General features: G+C 62.4%; 11 protein-coding genes. 8 read left to right on the top strand and 3 right to left on the bottom strand.

All coding sequences use genetic code 11. The features are described from left to right. Positions 1–22: 22 nt before the first annotated feature. The 4 genes from ACSW29_RS18535 (at position 23) to ACSW29_RS18520 (ending at position 4,884) form a co-directional block, all read left to right on the top strand. Positions 23–1,543 (top strand): acyl-CoA synthetase, encoded by a 1,521-nt coding sequence (locus tag ACSW29_RS18535; protein WP_448277960.1) that lies wholly within the window; start codon positions 23–25, stop codon positions 1,541–1,543. A 120-nt stretch (positions 1,544–1,663) separates the two neighbouring features. Further along, on the top strand, positions 1,664–2,830 hold the full coding sequence (locus ACSW29_RS18530) for an acyl-CoA dehydrogenase family protein (protein WP_230815198.1): 1,167 nt from the start codon (positions 1,664–1,666) through the stop codon (positions 2,828–2,830). 44 nt (positions 2,831–2,874) lie between these two features. Next, positions 2,875–3,615: a 3-oxoacyl-ACP reductase FabG gene (gene fabG, locus ACSW29_RS18525; RefSeq protein WP_230815199.1), complete on the top strand. Its 741-nt coding sequence runs from the start codon at positions 2,875–2,877 to the stop codon at positions 3,613–3,615. A gap of 72 nt (positions 3,616–3,687) precedes the next feature. After that, positions 3,688–4,884, top strand: a complete 1,197-nt coding sequence (locus ACSW29_RS18520; RefSeq protein WP_448278173.1) for a CaiB/BaiF CoA transferase family protein — start codon at positions 3,688–3,690, stop codon at positions 4,882–4,884. Between the two features lie 5 nt (positions 4,885–4,889). On the opposite strand, the gene ACSW29_RS18515 is transcribed toward ACSW29_RS18520, so the two are convergent. Further along, entirely contained in the window at positions 4,890–6,110 is a 1,221-nt protein-coding gene (locus ACSW29_RS18515) for an acetyl-CoA C-acetyltransferase (RefSeq protein WP_448277959.1), read from the bottom strand. Positions 6,111–6,418: 308 nt separating this feature from the next. Here ACSW29_RS18515 and ACSW29_RS18510 point away from each other — a divergent pair, with 308 nt between their 5' ends. Then, entirely contained in the window at positions 6,419–7,609 is a 1,191-nt protein-coding gene (locus tag ACSW29_RS18510) for an acyl-CoA dehydrogenase family protein (protein ID WP_230815201.1), read from the top strand. Between the two features lie 64 nt (positions 7,610–7,673). Here ACSW29_RS18510 and ACSW29_RS18505 read toward each other — a convergent pair whose 3' ends face one another. Beyond that, positions 7,674–9,344 (bottom strand): chitobiase/beta-hexosaminidase C-terminal domain-containing protein, encoded by a 1,671-nt coding sequence (locus ACSW29_RS18505; RefSeq protein WP_347874786.1) that lies wholly within the window; start codon positions 9,342–9,344, stop codon positions 7,674–7,676. Positions 9,345–9,525: 181 nt separating this feature from the next. On the opposite strand from ACSW29_RS18505, the gene ACSW29_RS18500 reads away from it, so the two are divergent. Continuing rightward, entirely contained in the window at positions 9,526–10,416 is an 891-nt protein-coding gene (locus ACSW29_RS18500; protein WP_317825820.1) for a LysR family transcriptional regulator, read from the top strand. Here the strand turns inward: ACSW29_RS18500 and ACSW29_RS18495 are convergent. Further along, the gene (locus ACSW29_RS18495; RefSeq protein ID WP_448277958.1) at positions 10,350–11,294 is read right to left on the bottom strand and encodes a LysR family transcriptional regulator; all 945 of its coding nucleotides are present in this window, start codon (positions 11,292–11,294) and stop codon (positions 10,350–10,352) included. The genes ACSW29_RS18500 and ACSW29_RS18495 overlap by 67 nt on opposite strands. A gap of 187 nt (positions 11,295–11,481) precedes the next feature. Here ACSW29_RS18495 and ACSW29_RS18490 point away from each other — a divergent pair, with 187 nt between their 5' ends. Further along, a complete protein-coding gene (locus tag ACSW29_RS18490) occupies positions 11,482–13,041 on the top strand; it encodes a long-chain-fatty-acid--CoA ligase (protein ID WP_448277957.1) in 1,560 nt (519 codons plus the stop codon). Beyond that, positions 13,038–14,084, top strand: a complete 1,047-nt coding sequence (locus tag ACSW29_RS18485; protein WP_347874783.1) for an MBL fold metallo-hydrolase — start codon at positions 13,038–13,040, stop codon at positions 14,082–14,084. The genes ACSW29_RS18490 and ACSW29_RS18485 overlap by 4 nt, the downstream gene beginning before the upstream one ends. The last annotated feature ends 11 nt before the right edge of the window (positions 14,085–14,095 follow it).

Below are 14,095 nucleotides of genomic sequence, written 5' to 3'. Positions count from 1 at the left end.
GACGTCCTATAACCTGAGGCGCATGAGCCTGGATCCACGCACCAACACCGTCGACGGAGTGCTTCGGCGCTCGGCAGCCAAGTACCCCGACCGCGTAGCCGTCGTCTTCGAGGATCGCACCCGCACGTACCGCGAACTCGACGACGCGGTCACCCGGGTCGCGTCCTATCTGCTCGGTCTGGGTCTCGAACACGGCGACCGCGTCGCGGCGTACGGAACCAATTCCGACGCCTATGCAATCGGATTCCTTGCCTGTGCGCGAGCAGGTTTGGTGCACGTTCCGGTCAACTACGCGCTCAAGGGGGACGAACTCCGGTACCTCGTGGCGCAGTCAGGTGCCCGTGCGGTGTTGGTGGATCCAGCGTTGGCGTCGACGCTCGACTCGGTCCGCTCCGACCTCGATCTCGACCACGTGATCGCACTGCGGGATGCGGAACTGTCGGTCGTCACGATCGGTGAGGCAGGCGAGTTGCCGGTCTTCGAACCGCGCGCGACGTCGACGGATCTGGCGCAGCTGCTCTACACCTCGGGTACCACCTCGAAGCCCAAGGGCGCCATGATGTCTCACGGTGCGCTGGTTCACGAGTACGTGTCGTCGGTGATCGCGCTGGGGCTCGACAAGAGTGACAACCCGCTGATCTGCATGCCGATGTACCACTCCGCGGGCATGCACGTCTTCATGCTGCCGTACCTGTCCGTCGGCGCGACGGTCAGTCTGATGCAGGCGCCGGACATCCCGGAGATCCTGCGCCGTGTCGAAGCCGAAAAGATCGGATCGCTGTTCCTGGCTCCGACCGTGTGGGTACCGCTGGCCAACCATCCTGACCTCGAGACCCGCGATCTGTCCTCGCTGAAGAAGGCACAGTACGGCGCCTCGATCATGCCGGTCACCGTGCTCAATCGCCTGCGCGAGCGCTACCCGGACATCGGCTTCTACAACTGCTTCGGTCAGTCCGAAATCGGTCCACTGGCAACGGTTCTCCAGCCCAGCGAGCATGCTGATCGTCCGTCTTCCTGCGGTCGCGCAGTGTTCTTCGTCGAAACCCGAGTCGTCGACGCCGACGGAATCGACGTCGCCGACGGTGAGTCCGGTGAGGTTCTCTACCGCTCGCCGCAGCTGTGCAACGGCTACTGGGAGAATCCGGAAGCCACCGCCGAGGCCTTCCGCGACGGCTGGTTCCATTCGGGCGATCTGGTCGTGCGGGACGAAGAAGGTTTCATCACGGTCGTCGACCGGATCAAGGACGTCATCAACACCGGCGGCATCCTGGTGGCGTCGCGCGAGGTCGAAGATGCGGTCTACACACACCCCGCAGTGGCAGAAGTTGCCGTGATCGGTACTCCCGACGAGAAGTGGATCGAGGCCGTCACCGCGATCGTCGTGCTCAAGGACGGCAACGAAGAGTTGACGCCCGAGGCGTTGATTGCCCACGTCAAGGAACGGATCGCTCCGTTCAAGGTGCCCAAGCACATCCGTTTCGTGGCCGAACTTCCGCGCAATCAGAGCGGCAAGCTACTGAAGCGGGAACTGCGCACCGTCTGAGACTTGCTATAGGTTCTGCCTTACCTTCGGTTCGTTTTCAGGTCTTTGACTCCGATTGCCTCACGGTATTGACTTCGGAGGACGGCATGGACTTCGGAAACAGCAAGGTGAGTGGTGGGAATGCAGGTCGATGCAGATGACTTCGCAGATATCTTGGCGACTGCGCGGGAGTTCATCCGAAAGGAAGTCGTTCCGCGTGAGCAAGAAATAGCCGACACCGACGCCATTCCTGAGGACATACGCAAGAAGGCCGCAGCTATCGGGCTCTTCGGCTACGCGATCCCTCAGGAATGGGGTGGGCTTGGACTCGACCTCACCCAAGACGTCGAACTGGCAATGGAATTCGGCTATACGTCCCTGGCACTGCGCTCGATGTTCGGTACAAACAACGGAATTGCCGGGCAGGTATTGGTCGGCTTCGGTACCGACGAGCAGAAGGCTCAGTGGCTCGAGCGCATCGCCTCCGGTGACGTCGTGGCTTCCTTTGCTCTGACCGAACCGGGCGCAGGCTCCAACCCGGCCGGCCTTCGGACCAAGGCAGTTCTGGACGGATCCGACTGGGTCATCGACGGCAACAAGCGGTTCATCACCAATGCTCCACTGGCGCAGCTGTTCGTGGTGTTCGCACGCACCCGCCCGGCGGACTCCGATGGCCCCGGAATTGCAGTGTTCCTGGTTCCGGCCGACACACCGGGCGTCACGGTCGGCCCCAAGGACAAGAAGATGGGTCAGGAAGGTGCTTGGACCTCCGAGGTCACCTTCGACAACGTCCGGGTTCCCGGGTCGGCCCTCGTCGGTGGCGACCAGGACACCGGATACCGCGCAGCGATGACGTCTCTCGCACGCGGACGAGTCCATATCGCTGCGCTCTCGGTGGGAGCAGCACAGCGAGCGCTCGACGAATCTGTCGCGTTCTCCGTGGTCACGGAACAGGGCGGTACCGCTATCGGCGACTTCCAGCTGGTTCAAGCGATGCTGGCGGACCAGCAGGCCGGTGTCATGGCCGGACGCGCGATGGTGCGTGAGGTAGCCGCGCGGTACGTGAGCGGTGAGGATCGACGTCTCGGACCCTCGGCGGCAAAGCTTTTCTGCACCGAGATGGTGGGCAAGGTCGCGGATCTCGCCGTGCAGATCCACGGCGGCAACGGGTACATGCGCGGTGTGCCGGTCGAACGCATCTACCGTGAAGTTCGCCTGTTGCGCCTGTACGAGGGAACCAGCGAAATCCAGCGACTGATTCTCGGCGGTGGGCTCGTGGCGCAAGCGAAAAAGCAAAACCAGCGCTGACACCTTTTTACCTGACGAGCTTTAACCTCACGAACGGAGTGGACATGGGATTGTTGGACGGCAAGGTCGCAGTGGTGACGGGCGGAGCACAGGGGATCGGGCTCGAAATTGCGCGCACCTTCATCAAGGAAGGCGCGACCGTCGTTCTCGGCGACATCAACGAGAGCGTGGGGACGGCTGCGGTCGCCGAACTCGGCGGAGAGTCGGTCGCCCGTTTCGCTTCCTGCGACGTGCGGGACTCCGGACAGGTCGAGGCAATGCTCGATCTGGCTGAAAGCGCTTTCGGTCCAGTCGATGTCATGGTCAACAACGCCGGCATGACGCGCGACGCCACGATGCGGAAGATGACCGAGCAGGACTTCGACGACGTGATCGCCGTCCACCTCAAGGGCGCCTGGAACGGAACACGCGCTGCCGCCGCCCGCATGCGCGAGCGTGAGACGGGCGCAATCGTGAACATCTCGTCGATCTCCGGCAAGGTGGGCATGCTCGGGCAGACCAACTATTCGGCCGCCAAGGCCGGCATCGTCGGTCTGACGAAGGCCGCGGCAAAGGAGGTCGCGTTCAAGAACGTTCGCGTCAACGCCGTTCAGCCCGGACTTGTCCGCACGGCGATGACCGAGGCAATGCCCGAACGGATCTGGAACGAGAAGCTTGCCGAGATCCCGATGGGGCGTGCGGCCGAGCCTTCGGAAGTTGCGTCGGTTGTACTGTTTCTCGCGAGCGACCTCTCGAGCTACATGACCGGCACGGTTCTCGAGATCACCGGCGGCCGCCACATCTGATCCGTCCTGTTCGAGTGCAAGAATTCAGAGTGCAAAACTTCTGGGTGTAAAACTTCTGGGGTGACTACTGACATGGGACAGCCGAACTCGGATCTTCCGCTCGACGGAATCACCGTAGTTGCACTCGAACAGGCGGTGGCGGCACCGCTCGCCACCAGACATCTCGCGGACATGGGTGCGCGGGTGATCAAGATAGAACGCGTCGGCGAGGGTGACTTTGCGCGTCACTACGACCAGGCGGTTCACGGTCAGGCATCACACTTCGTGTGGCTCAACCGTTCCAAGGAATCCATCGCCGTCGACGTGAAATCGGAATCCGGCCGGCAGATCGTTCTCGACCTTGTCGCGCGAGCCGATGTGTTCCTGCAGAACCTGGCTCCCGACGCTGCCGCGAGACTGGGGTTCGGCGCGGAGGAACTGCGCGAGAAATTCCCACGGCTCATCGTGATCGACATGTCCGGCTACGGCAGCGCCGGCCCACGGCGCGAGCGCAAGGCGTACGACATGTTGGTTCAAGCCGAGACCGGAATGATCTCCGTGACAGGTACACCGGAGACGGCCACCAAGGCCGGCATCCCGGTCTCGGACATCGCGGCAGGAATGTACGCGCTGACTTCGATTCTGAGCGCCCTGTTCCGTAGAGAGCGAACGGGCAAGGGAGCGCTCGTCGAGGTCTCGATGTTCGATTCCACCGTCGAGTGGCTGGGTCATCCGATGTACATGAAAATGTATGCGGACAAGCAGATTCCGCGCGTCGGTCTCGGCCATGCCGCGATCGTTCCCTACGATTCGTACCCCACGACCGACGGCGAGATCCTGATCGGCGTCCAGAACGATCGTGGATGGCGCGCGTTGATGGTGGACGTGTTCGAGCGCGAGGATCTTGTCGACCATCCGCGGTACCGCACCAATATCGTGCGCGTCGAAAACCGTGTTGAGGTAGACGAATTGGTGGGATCTCTCACTCGTCTGTACTCGACGACAGATCTGGATCAGCGCCTGGCCGCCGCGGGTGTTCCGGCCGCGGCACTCAACGACATGGCCGGTCTGCTGGAACATCCGCAGTTGGAGAAGCGTGCCAGGTGGCGGTCCGTGGGCACCGAGAACGGTTCGATCGATGCCGTGCTGCCTCCGATGACGTACTCGGATGTCGAAATGCGCATGGGTGACGTTCCGGCACTCGGCCAGCAGACGGATTCTCTGCTGGCCGAGTTGGGGCTTACGGGCGACCAGATCGCGGAACTTCGCCGCGACAGATCGATCGGTTAACGCTTCTAGCGTCGCAGGTTCTCGAACACCGCTGCAATCCCTTGTCCGCCACCGATACACATGGTCTCGATCCCGTACCGTGCCTGGCGTCGGTCGAGTTCGCGCAGCAGGTTGGCGAGGATCCGCCCACCAGTAGCGCCGACAGGGTGTCCGAGCGAGATCCCGGAACCGTTGACGTTGAAGCGTTCCTCGATGTCCTGGGCGCTCAATCCCCAGGCCTTGGCGCACGCGAGAACCTGTGCGGCGAAGGCCTCGTTGACTTCGATGAGGTCGATGTCGTCGAGTGACAGGTCGACACGGGAGAGTGCCTTCGCCACGGCAGGCACCGGGCCGATGCCCATCCGGTTCGGCTCCACACCGGCTACACCCCAGCTGACCAGTTTCGCGAACGGTCGCAGGCCCAGCCGTTCGGCGTTGGCAGCTGTAGTGACGATCGCGGCTGCGCCGGCGTCGTTCTGGCCGCACGCATTACCGGCCGTGACAGTGGCTTCGGGATCGACGCGACCTCGAATGGGGCGCAGTGCAGCGAGATCGGTCAACTGAATCCCTCGGCGCGGATGCTCGTCGTGGGTGACCACCGTTTGCTCACCACGGCGTCCGGGCACCGAAACGGGAATGGTCTCGTCGTCGAAGTATCCGCTGTCCTGGGCATGAACTGCCCGCTCGTGTGATCGGACCGCGTAACGGTCCTGCTCGTCGCGAGTGATCGAGTACTCCCGACGCAAGTTCTCGGCGGTCTCGATCATTCCGCCCTCGACCGGGAAGTTGACTCCGCCGGAGTTCGTGCGCGGTTTGGCCAATCGGTCGTGGAACTCGACGGAAGGGCGCTTTGTGCCCCAACGCATGTCGGTGGAGTAGAACTCGGTTCCGCTCATGCTCTCGGCGCCGCCGGCGATGACCAGGTCGCTCATCCCGGTCTGTACTTGCATCGCGGCGTAGATGATTGCTTGCAAACCTGAACCGCAACGGCGATCGAGTTGTATTCCGGGAACGGACACGTCGAGACCGGCGTCGAGTGCCGCGATTCGCCCGATGGCCGCAGCTTCTCCGTTGGCGTAACCCTGACCGAAGATGACGTCGTCGACATCTGTGGACGCAATGCCGGTTCGTTCGACGAGGCCACGCACAACAGCGCCGGCGAGAGTGGTGACGGGAACGTCCTTGAATACTCCGCCGAATCCGCCTACCGGGGTGCGAACGGGTTCACAGATGACTGCGTCGTGCATGGAATGCGCCTGTCTCGAGGAGAGGTGGGGAATGCGCCGCGCGAAGGGACCGATCGAAGGGCCACCGCGACCTGGCCACTCGAATATCCAGCACGCGCGGCGGGATTGTCAACAGCGGGAACGGCCTGTTCGGACATAGTTTCCGCCATACGGTTCGTATGCGAAATCGACTTTGACACATATACCGTTCAAGGATTGAATGGACGCACGACCTCTGCTGAGCACGGCTCGCCGCTGGTTGAAAGTTCCTGTAGTCGAATCTGTTTCGTCGACAGGAGAGTGCAAAGTACCGACTGACAGGTGGAACAGTGACTCGTTTGGCGCAGACGGCGGGATTGACCGAAACCCAGACCGACATCGTCGGGGCGGTACGAGAGTTCGTCGATCGCGTCGTCATCCCCGCGGCGCAGGAGCTCGAACACTCGGACACGTACCCGACCGACATCGTCAAGCAGATGAAGGACATGGGTCTGTTCGGATTGACCATCGAACCCGAGTACGGGGGTATCGGCGAGTCATTGCTCACCTACGCACTGTGCGTCGAAGAGTTGGCCCGCGGATGGATGAGCGTGTCCGGTGTCATCAACACGCATTTCATCGTGGCTCACATGATTTCCGCGCACGGGACACCGGAACAGAAGGCGAAGTACCTGCCGCGTCTGGCGTCCGGGGAGCTCACCGGCGCATTCTCCATGTCCGAACCTGCATTGGGTTCGGACGTTGCCGCGATCACCACCAGGGCGCGGCGCACCGAATCGGGCGACTACGTCATCAACGGTCAGAAGATGTGGCTGACCAACGGTGGTTCGTCGACGCTGGTTGCAGTCCTGGTCAAGACGGACGAGGGTGCGGAGAAGCCGCACAACAATCTGACGACGATATTGATCGAGAAGCCCGCAGGTTTCGGTGAGGTACTCCCGGGCCTGACCATTCCGGGCAAGCTCGAGAAGATGGGCTACAAGGGAATCGACACCACGGAGATGATCTTCGACGGTTTCGAGATCGCAGCCGAAGAGGTTCTCGGTGGGACACCCGGTTTGGGATTTCGGCACATGATGGACGGCGTCGAGGTCGGCCGGGTAAACGTCGCCGCTCGCGCGTGCGGAATCGCCCAGCGCGCTTTCGAGCTGGCGGTCACCTACGCCAAGCAACGCGAGACTTTCGGCAAGCCGATCGCCGAGCATCAGGCGATCGCGTTCCGGATCGCCGAGATGGGCACCAAAGTCGAAGCGGCCCATCTGATGATGGTCAATGCTGCCAGGCTCAAGGACTCGGGTGAGCGCAACGACGTCGCCGCAGGTATGGCTAAGTATCTGGCGAGCGAATTCTGCTCTGAGGTCACACAGGACAGCTTCCGCATCCACGGCGGGTACGGCTACTCCAAGGAATACGAGATCGAGCGGTTGATGCGTGAGGCGCCGTTCCTTCTGATCGGTGAAGGCACCAGCGACATTCAGAAGCAGATCATCAGCAAGGGCCTGCTGCGTACCTACAACTGAACCGGAAAGCGGCACCGCGAACATGCGCGGTGCCGCCTTGTCGTGTCGGATCAGCGGGTGGACGTCAGCGGGTGAAGGCCAGGGTCGTCACCGGTGACCGGTTGCCGTATGCGTCAACGGCTTCGACACGGGCTTCGTATGCGGTGCCTGCTGCTGCATCGGGAATCGGAATGTCGAGGCTGTTCGGCCGTGGCATGAAATAGAAGTCGGAGAGCACCTTCGACGAGACCACCTTCGCCCCGGTGGCTGTGTCCGTGATCTCGACGGCATAGTGATGGACCATCTGGTCGTCCTTCGCCTGCGCGATCCGTAGCGCTGTTTCCCCGTTCGCTCCGGTGCTCGCCGAGAGCGGGGTGGCCGTGGTGAATTCCGGTGCATTCGTGTTGCGTGCGCCCGAGGTGTAACGGAAGTTGTCCTTGATCTGCTGGTTGGTCGACCCGTCGAGCTCGACGGTCCACCCCGAACCGCTGAGAGTGCCGGCGCTCGAGTACGGCGGCTGCCAGTTGGCTGACCATGCGCCGCCGGTGTAGATGTCGTGCTTGTCTGCCGCCATGTTGATGCGGTTGATTTCCGTGCGATCCTGGTAGACCTCGACGAAGAGCGCTTGGGCAGTGGGTGATTCGAATCGGTTCGCGAGACCGGACTCGGTCACCATCTGGTAGCCGTGATCGATTTCGATGTACGACATCGAGCCGTCGTTGACCGACGTGAAGTCACGCTGATGGATCGACCGGTCGTCGTTGTTGTTCAGATGCGAGTGTCCGGAGAAGAAGATTGCCTGAGGGAAGGCACTCAAGTCTTCGGTCAGTCGAGGGTTCGACGCCTGCTGGCCGTCCATGGCTGTGTTGCTTGCCGGCCGGTGTCCCTGGACCAGGATCGGCTTGGTCAGGTTCCCGGACTCCGCGGTGATTTCGGTCAGGCGGGACTTCAGCCAATTACGTTGCGCTGAATCACTGTTGTAGGTTTCGGTGTTGACCGTGAAGAGATGGACACCGTTCACGTCGGATTCGTAGTATCCGCCACCGGAATCCGGGAACCACTCCGCCGGATATCCGGCTCTGATCGCCGCGAGACTTGCATCGTGATTGCCGTTGGAGATCAGGAGTTGTGTGTCGTTCATGCCCTTCCTGGTGAGGTTTGCCTGGAAGATTTCTGCGACGATCTTGTGGTCTGGCCCCTTGCCGTCTCCGTTGTCGTTGATCATGTCGCCGTTGGAGAGGATCGCGTCGGGTTTCGGGAAGATGGAACCGATTGTGTCGAAAAAGCTTTCGTACTTCTTGTCGTTGTTCACGTGATCGCCGACATGGACGTCGGACATCACGACGACCTGAGCCAGCGGCTTCTCCGAGGTCTTGATCAGGTAGCCGAACGAGACGGCCGCGCTCGCGTGATCGCCGCGGAAAGCGGCGACAGTGACGTTGGTGTCCTGTGCGATCTGCAGCGGACGTCCCGGCGTGGCAGCTTGGCTGTCGGCGGTGGGTGTCGTTCCGTCCAAGGTGTAGCGGACGGTGGCGCCCCGCTCGGCGGTGAAGGTCAGGTCGAGGGGGTGCTCGTACCGTCCGCCGGGGACGCTGACGCCGGGCGCTGCGGGCGGCGTGTTGTTCTCGCCCGAAGAGCTGCCCCATTCGAAGGACGAACTGCCCCAGCTGGGTTCGGCGTGGGATTCGGCGGGGGCGATGCCGGGAACGGCGAGAGCCGCGGTCACGGCTGCTATCGCGATGGTCGTACGTCTCACGAGGATTCCTTGTCTTCGACGCGGTGGTTCAGACCCATCCGTAATTGGTCTGGACCAATTACGGTAGGTGGTGCCGGGTAGAAAAAGGTGTGTCCCGAATGTCTGATTAGTGAAGCGTGTATGAACACCGTCCGCACTTGCCGGCGGTACCCTCGGCCGCGCTTGTGGCAAAGTCGATAGCGTGGACCTACGTCAGATCGAATACTTCCTTGCCGTTGCTGGTGGGGAGTCCTTGTCGGCGGCCGCGCAGAATCTGTCGGTCACCAAGCCGTCGCTGTCGCAGGGTATTCGTGGTCTCGAGCGCGAACTCGGAGTCGAACTGTTTCACCGTGTCGGTCGCGGTTTGGTTCTGACGGCAGCAGGTCGGGCGTTGGTAGGGCCGGCCAGGCAGATGACGCGTAGCAGTGCGGCAGCATTCAATGTCGCGATCGGTACGGCCGACGAGCCTCGTGGGAGGCTCGACATCTGCTCCGCGGCACATGGTCTCGAAGGGCCGATCGCACGCATCGTGGCGGACTTTCGTGAGCGGTGGCCTGGTGTGACCGTTCGGGTCGGTGAGTTGCCGCAGGGTGCAACGTCGGAGCAGGTGTTGGCGGACGGCGCATGCGAGGTGGTCTTCAGCTATTGGCCACCCGACATGTCGGCGCTGTCCGCGAAAGTGATCGGGGTGAACGAGTACTGGCTGGCAGTGCCGTCGGGGGTTCATCCCGACGTGTGGCCGAATGGTGCGAAACCCGCTGCGGGAGGGCCGGTGTCATTGACGGCATTGCCCGATCTCCCGGTGGTGGGCGTGCTCAAACACTCGCGGGCGCGGCTCGCTATCGAGTCGTCCCTGCAGGCTGCCGGTGCCAGGACTCGAATGTCGACGGAGCTGGCGCAGCGGGAGACCGTCGGCGCGTTCGTCTTTGCGGGTTTGGGAATGGCATTCATGGAGCGTTCGCTGGCCGAGAGATCGGTCGCGTCCGGCGCGGAGATATTTCCGGTGGAGCCGGCGATCTCACTGAATTACGGCGTCGAATTCGATCCGGAGACGCTCTCCCCGTTGGGCAGGCTGTTCGTGGACGGCTTGTGACGTGTGCAGAGTTTCTCGATGTACGCGGACCCGGCCGGTGAGAGTGGGCCGTCGCGGTAGACCAAGATCGTCTGCCGGGTGATCGGTGGGAACAGCGAGCGAACCTCAGCTGCTGGGGTGTCTTGTTCGGCGATCGATCTGGGAAGCAGTGCGGCGCCTGCACCTTGACCGACCATCTCCCGGACGGCAAGGCGATCAGGTACTTCCACCACGACGTTGGTGAGTTCCAGGTCGTCGTCGACCGAATGCCCGCGCCTGGCTGCAGAGGCCTCGACCACCATCGGCAAGCGCGCAACTACAGCGCGTGGAACCGGGTCGGGTAGTTCTGTGGCCAGGTGAACGGGGATAGACAAGACCGTTTCCTGGGTGCTCACGGAGATTTCTCGAAGCCCGTCGGAGACACCGGTACCCGGCTGGGCTTCGAGAAACCCGAGTTCACACGCGCCTGCTCTGACCAGTGCTCGCACGTCCTGTGCGTTCGCGGCGGCGTTCGTGGAGAACCGAATTCCGGGTGCCGTCAGATGGAGGCGTCCGGCGACCTCTGCCACCGGGTCGATGGCAAGATCGGACTGGACAGCTATGGCGAGTTCCCCGGCACGCAAGGTGGTTACCGCAGCCACCGCGGCTTCGGCCCGGGCAACGTCGGAAAGCAACGCACGAGCAGACTCGGCGACCGCAAGTCCGACTGTGGTGGGAGCCAGGCCGCGAGTGGTGCGCTCGAAGAGTGTGGCTCCCAGTGCTCGTTCGAGGTTGCGTACGGCCTGCGAGAGTGACGGTTGCGAGACTCGCAGGACGTCCGCGGCAGCGGTGACGCTGCCGCGATCGACAACGGCGACGAGATACTGTGCGCTGCGTATGTCCATCCCGGGTGCCTGCATCTGACAAATTCTCCCAGATGACGGCGCCCTGGCGGCGGTGACTTGCTGCGACCTGCAGACATAGGTCTCAGCTATGGCTCTGTGCGCCTTCTCGTCTTTGTGGCGCAGGCCATAGCGATGGTCGACTGTTCCAGTACCACCGACCGCGGTTCGTGCTCGGTGAGTACCTGGAACACAGGAGCGTGATGTGAGCGAGCTTCACCTACCCAACCGGATACGTCACTCGGCGTCGACACGGCCGTCCGATCCGGCGATCACGTGCGGCGACCGAACTTTGACATGGGCTGAGCTGGATGGCGAGACCAGTACCTTGGCGAGCGCGCTGGCAGAAGTGACCGCAGCCGGTGCTCGCGTCGGTGCGCTACTGCGGATGGGGCTCGAAGGTGCGGAAACCTTCATCGCGTGTGCGAAGGCAGGCGCTGTGTTCATCCCGTTGAACTGGCGGCTCAACCCACTCGAACTCGTCGACATCGCCGAGGACGCGGAGCTCGACGTCTTGATCGTCGATGACGAGTTCGCCGCAGGGGCGGCGGCGATGTCCGCAGCGTTGCCGGAGATCGAGGTCATCACCGTGGGAGCTGCAGGGGGCCTGCCGGATTCGCGAACCTGGGCGGAGTTCGTGGCCTCCGGGAACCGCGTCGACCCCGGACTTGGGCACGATCCGGACGCAGCAGTTCTGCAGCTGTACACGTCCGGGACAACCGGCCGGCCCAAGGGCGTCGTGGCCACGCACCGGAATCTGTACAACGAGCCCGAGGGGTTCGATGTCTACGAATTCGGTTCGAATGCAGTCGCACTCGACGCACTCCCCCTCTTTCACATCGCCGGCGCCGGCTGGATGAGTACGTGCTTGTCGGCCGGAGTGCCTTTGGTGCTGCTCGGAGACATGGCGCCGGCTCGGGTCGCTGATGCCATCGCGACTCACCACGTCACCCACGCATTTCTGGTGCCTGCGGTCATTCAGACACTGGTAGATCTGCCCACCCTCGACAGTTTCGATCTCTCCAGCTTGCAGGTGGTCGCGTACGGGGCGTCGCCGATCACACCGGCACTCCTCGCCCACGCGATGAACGTGTTGAACTGCAAATTCGTTCAGCGATACGGGATGACCGAGACAACGGGTTCGGTATCCGTCCTTCGCGCCTACGACCATCATGTGAGTGGGCCGCGATCGGACTTGCTCCGCTCTGCAGGAAAACCGATGATCGGCGTCGAGATCTCCATTCGAGACGTCACGACTGGTGAGGTATTGCCGCCCAACAAATCCGGTGAGATCGTTGCGCGCAGCAGAAACAACACTTGCGGGTACTGGCGACGTGAACGAGAGACCGCGGAATTGTTCACTAAGGACGGCTTTCTCCGAACAGGCGATGCCGGCCATCTGGACGACGAGGGGTATCTGTTCGTCACCGACCGCCTCAAGGACATGATCATCACCGGCGGTGAGAACGTCTATCCGATCGAGGTGGAATCCATTCTGGCCGAACACCCCTCGGTTGCCGAGGTCGCGGTGGTCGGGGTTCCGGACAAGCGCTGGGGTGAATCCGTCACCGCGGTGGTCAAACTGGTCGACGGTGCCGACGTGCCGAGCGTCGACGAGTTGATCGCGTTCAGCACAGCGAAGTTGGCGTCGTACAAGAAACCTCGCCAGATCCATTTCGTGGACTCCCTACCTCGCAACGCGAGCGGGAAACTGCTCAAGTCGAGCCTGCGGACCATGCTGAACGCGAGCGGAGAAGCATCATGATCGTGACCGAAGACGTCGGCGTCGCACAACGTGAGGCGTGGGCGAACAAAGTCCTTCCACCGGTGGAGCAGGTTCGGGACGGATTGTGGTCGATCCCTGTTCCCATGCCGGACAACCCTTTGCGCTACGTGCTTGTCTACGCGCTCGCGCTCGACGACGGACTAGCCCTCATCGACGTCGGTTGGGATCACGAACAGTCGTGGCAGGCTCTCGTCGATGGCATAGCGTCGATCGGATACCACGTTTCCGAAGTGCGTTATGCGGCAATCACACACCTGCATCCCGATCACTTCGGCCTGGCGCCGCGCCTTCGGCAGGTCAGCGGTGCAACGCTGGCGATGCACGTGGCCGACGCGACGCTTCTCGGATACCACGGCCCCGAGCAGACTCGCGACGACATCAGTGGTTGGAACTTGCAGTTGTCCGAACTCGGCGCGCCGGCGGAAGTGCTCGACGCCTCTCGGGTCGACCTGGTGCGGTTTGCTGAGCACGAATCCATCGATGTTGTTCTCGATGATGGGGATTTACTCGAGCTGCCGGGATGGAATCTTCGCGCCCAGTGGACGCCCGGGCACACCCCTGGACATCTCTGCTTCGTGGAGGAGGACAGGGGTTTGTTGTTCAGCGGCGATCACATGTTGCCGAGGATCAGCCCGAACATCTCCACGATTCCCGGTGAACTCGAGAACCCGCTCCATCGTTATCTGCTCTCGCTCGAGGCGACGACAACCCTGGGCGAATGCGAAGTCCTTCCGGCACACGAATATCGATTCCGGGGGATCGCTGATCGTGCACGTCAGTTGATGGGGCACCACGAGGAAAGATTGGCGGAAATTGTGGAGGCGGTGCAGGATGAGCCCGAATCCACGGCCTGGGAACTCTCACGCACGATCTCCTGGTCTCGCCCGTTCGAACAGATGTCGCCGCGACTACTTCGCTTGGCGGTCCGCGAAACCCATGCTCATCTTGTTGTTTTGGCCAAGAGGGAGATCGTGACACCGTCCGGCGGCACACCCGTGCGCTGGAGCATTCGCGCGCAGTGACCTTTCAAGAA

The organism is Rhodococcus sp. GB-02 (genome assembly GCF_053470465.1).
Note: the sequence above shows the minus strand (reverse complement) of the source record. Positions and strands in the feature narration are given on the sequence as shown.

Bases quoted from the DNA above. Each gene is read 5' to 3' on its own strand.
- fabG (WP_230815199.1), top strand. From the start codon at position 2,875: ATGGGATTGTTGGACGGCAAGGTCGCAGTGGTGACGGGCGGAGCACAG.
- ACSW29_RS18535 (WP_448277960.1), top strand. From the start codon at position 23: ATGAGCCTGGATCCACGCACCAACACCGTCGACGGAGTGCTTCGGCGC.
- ACSW29_RS18485 (WP_347874783.1), top strand. From the start codon at position 13,038: ATGATCGTGACCGAAGACGTCGGCGTCGCACAACGTGAGGCGTGGGCG.
- ACSW29_RS18520 (WP_448278173.1), top strand. From the start codon at position 3,688: ATGGGACAGCCGAACTCGGATCTTCCGCTCGACGGAATCACCGTAGTT.
- ACSW29_RS18495 (WP_448277958.1), bottom strand. From the start codon at position 11,294: ATGCAGGCACCCGGGATGGACATACGCAGCGCACAGTATCTCGTCGCC.
- ACSW29_RS18515 (WP_448277959.1), bottom strand. From the start codon at position 6,110: ATGCACGACGCAGTCATCTGTGAACCCGTTCGCACCCCGGTAGGCGGA.
- ACSW29_RS18530 (WP_230815198.1), top strand. From the start codon at position 1,664: ATGCAGGTCGATGCAGATGACTTCGCAGATATCTTGGCGACTGCGCGG.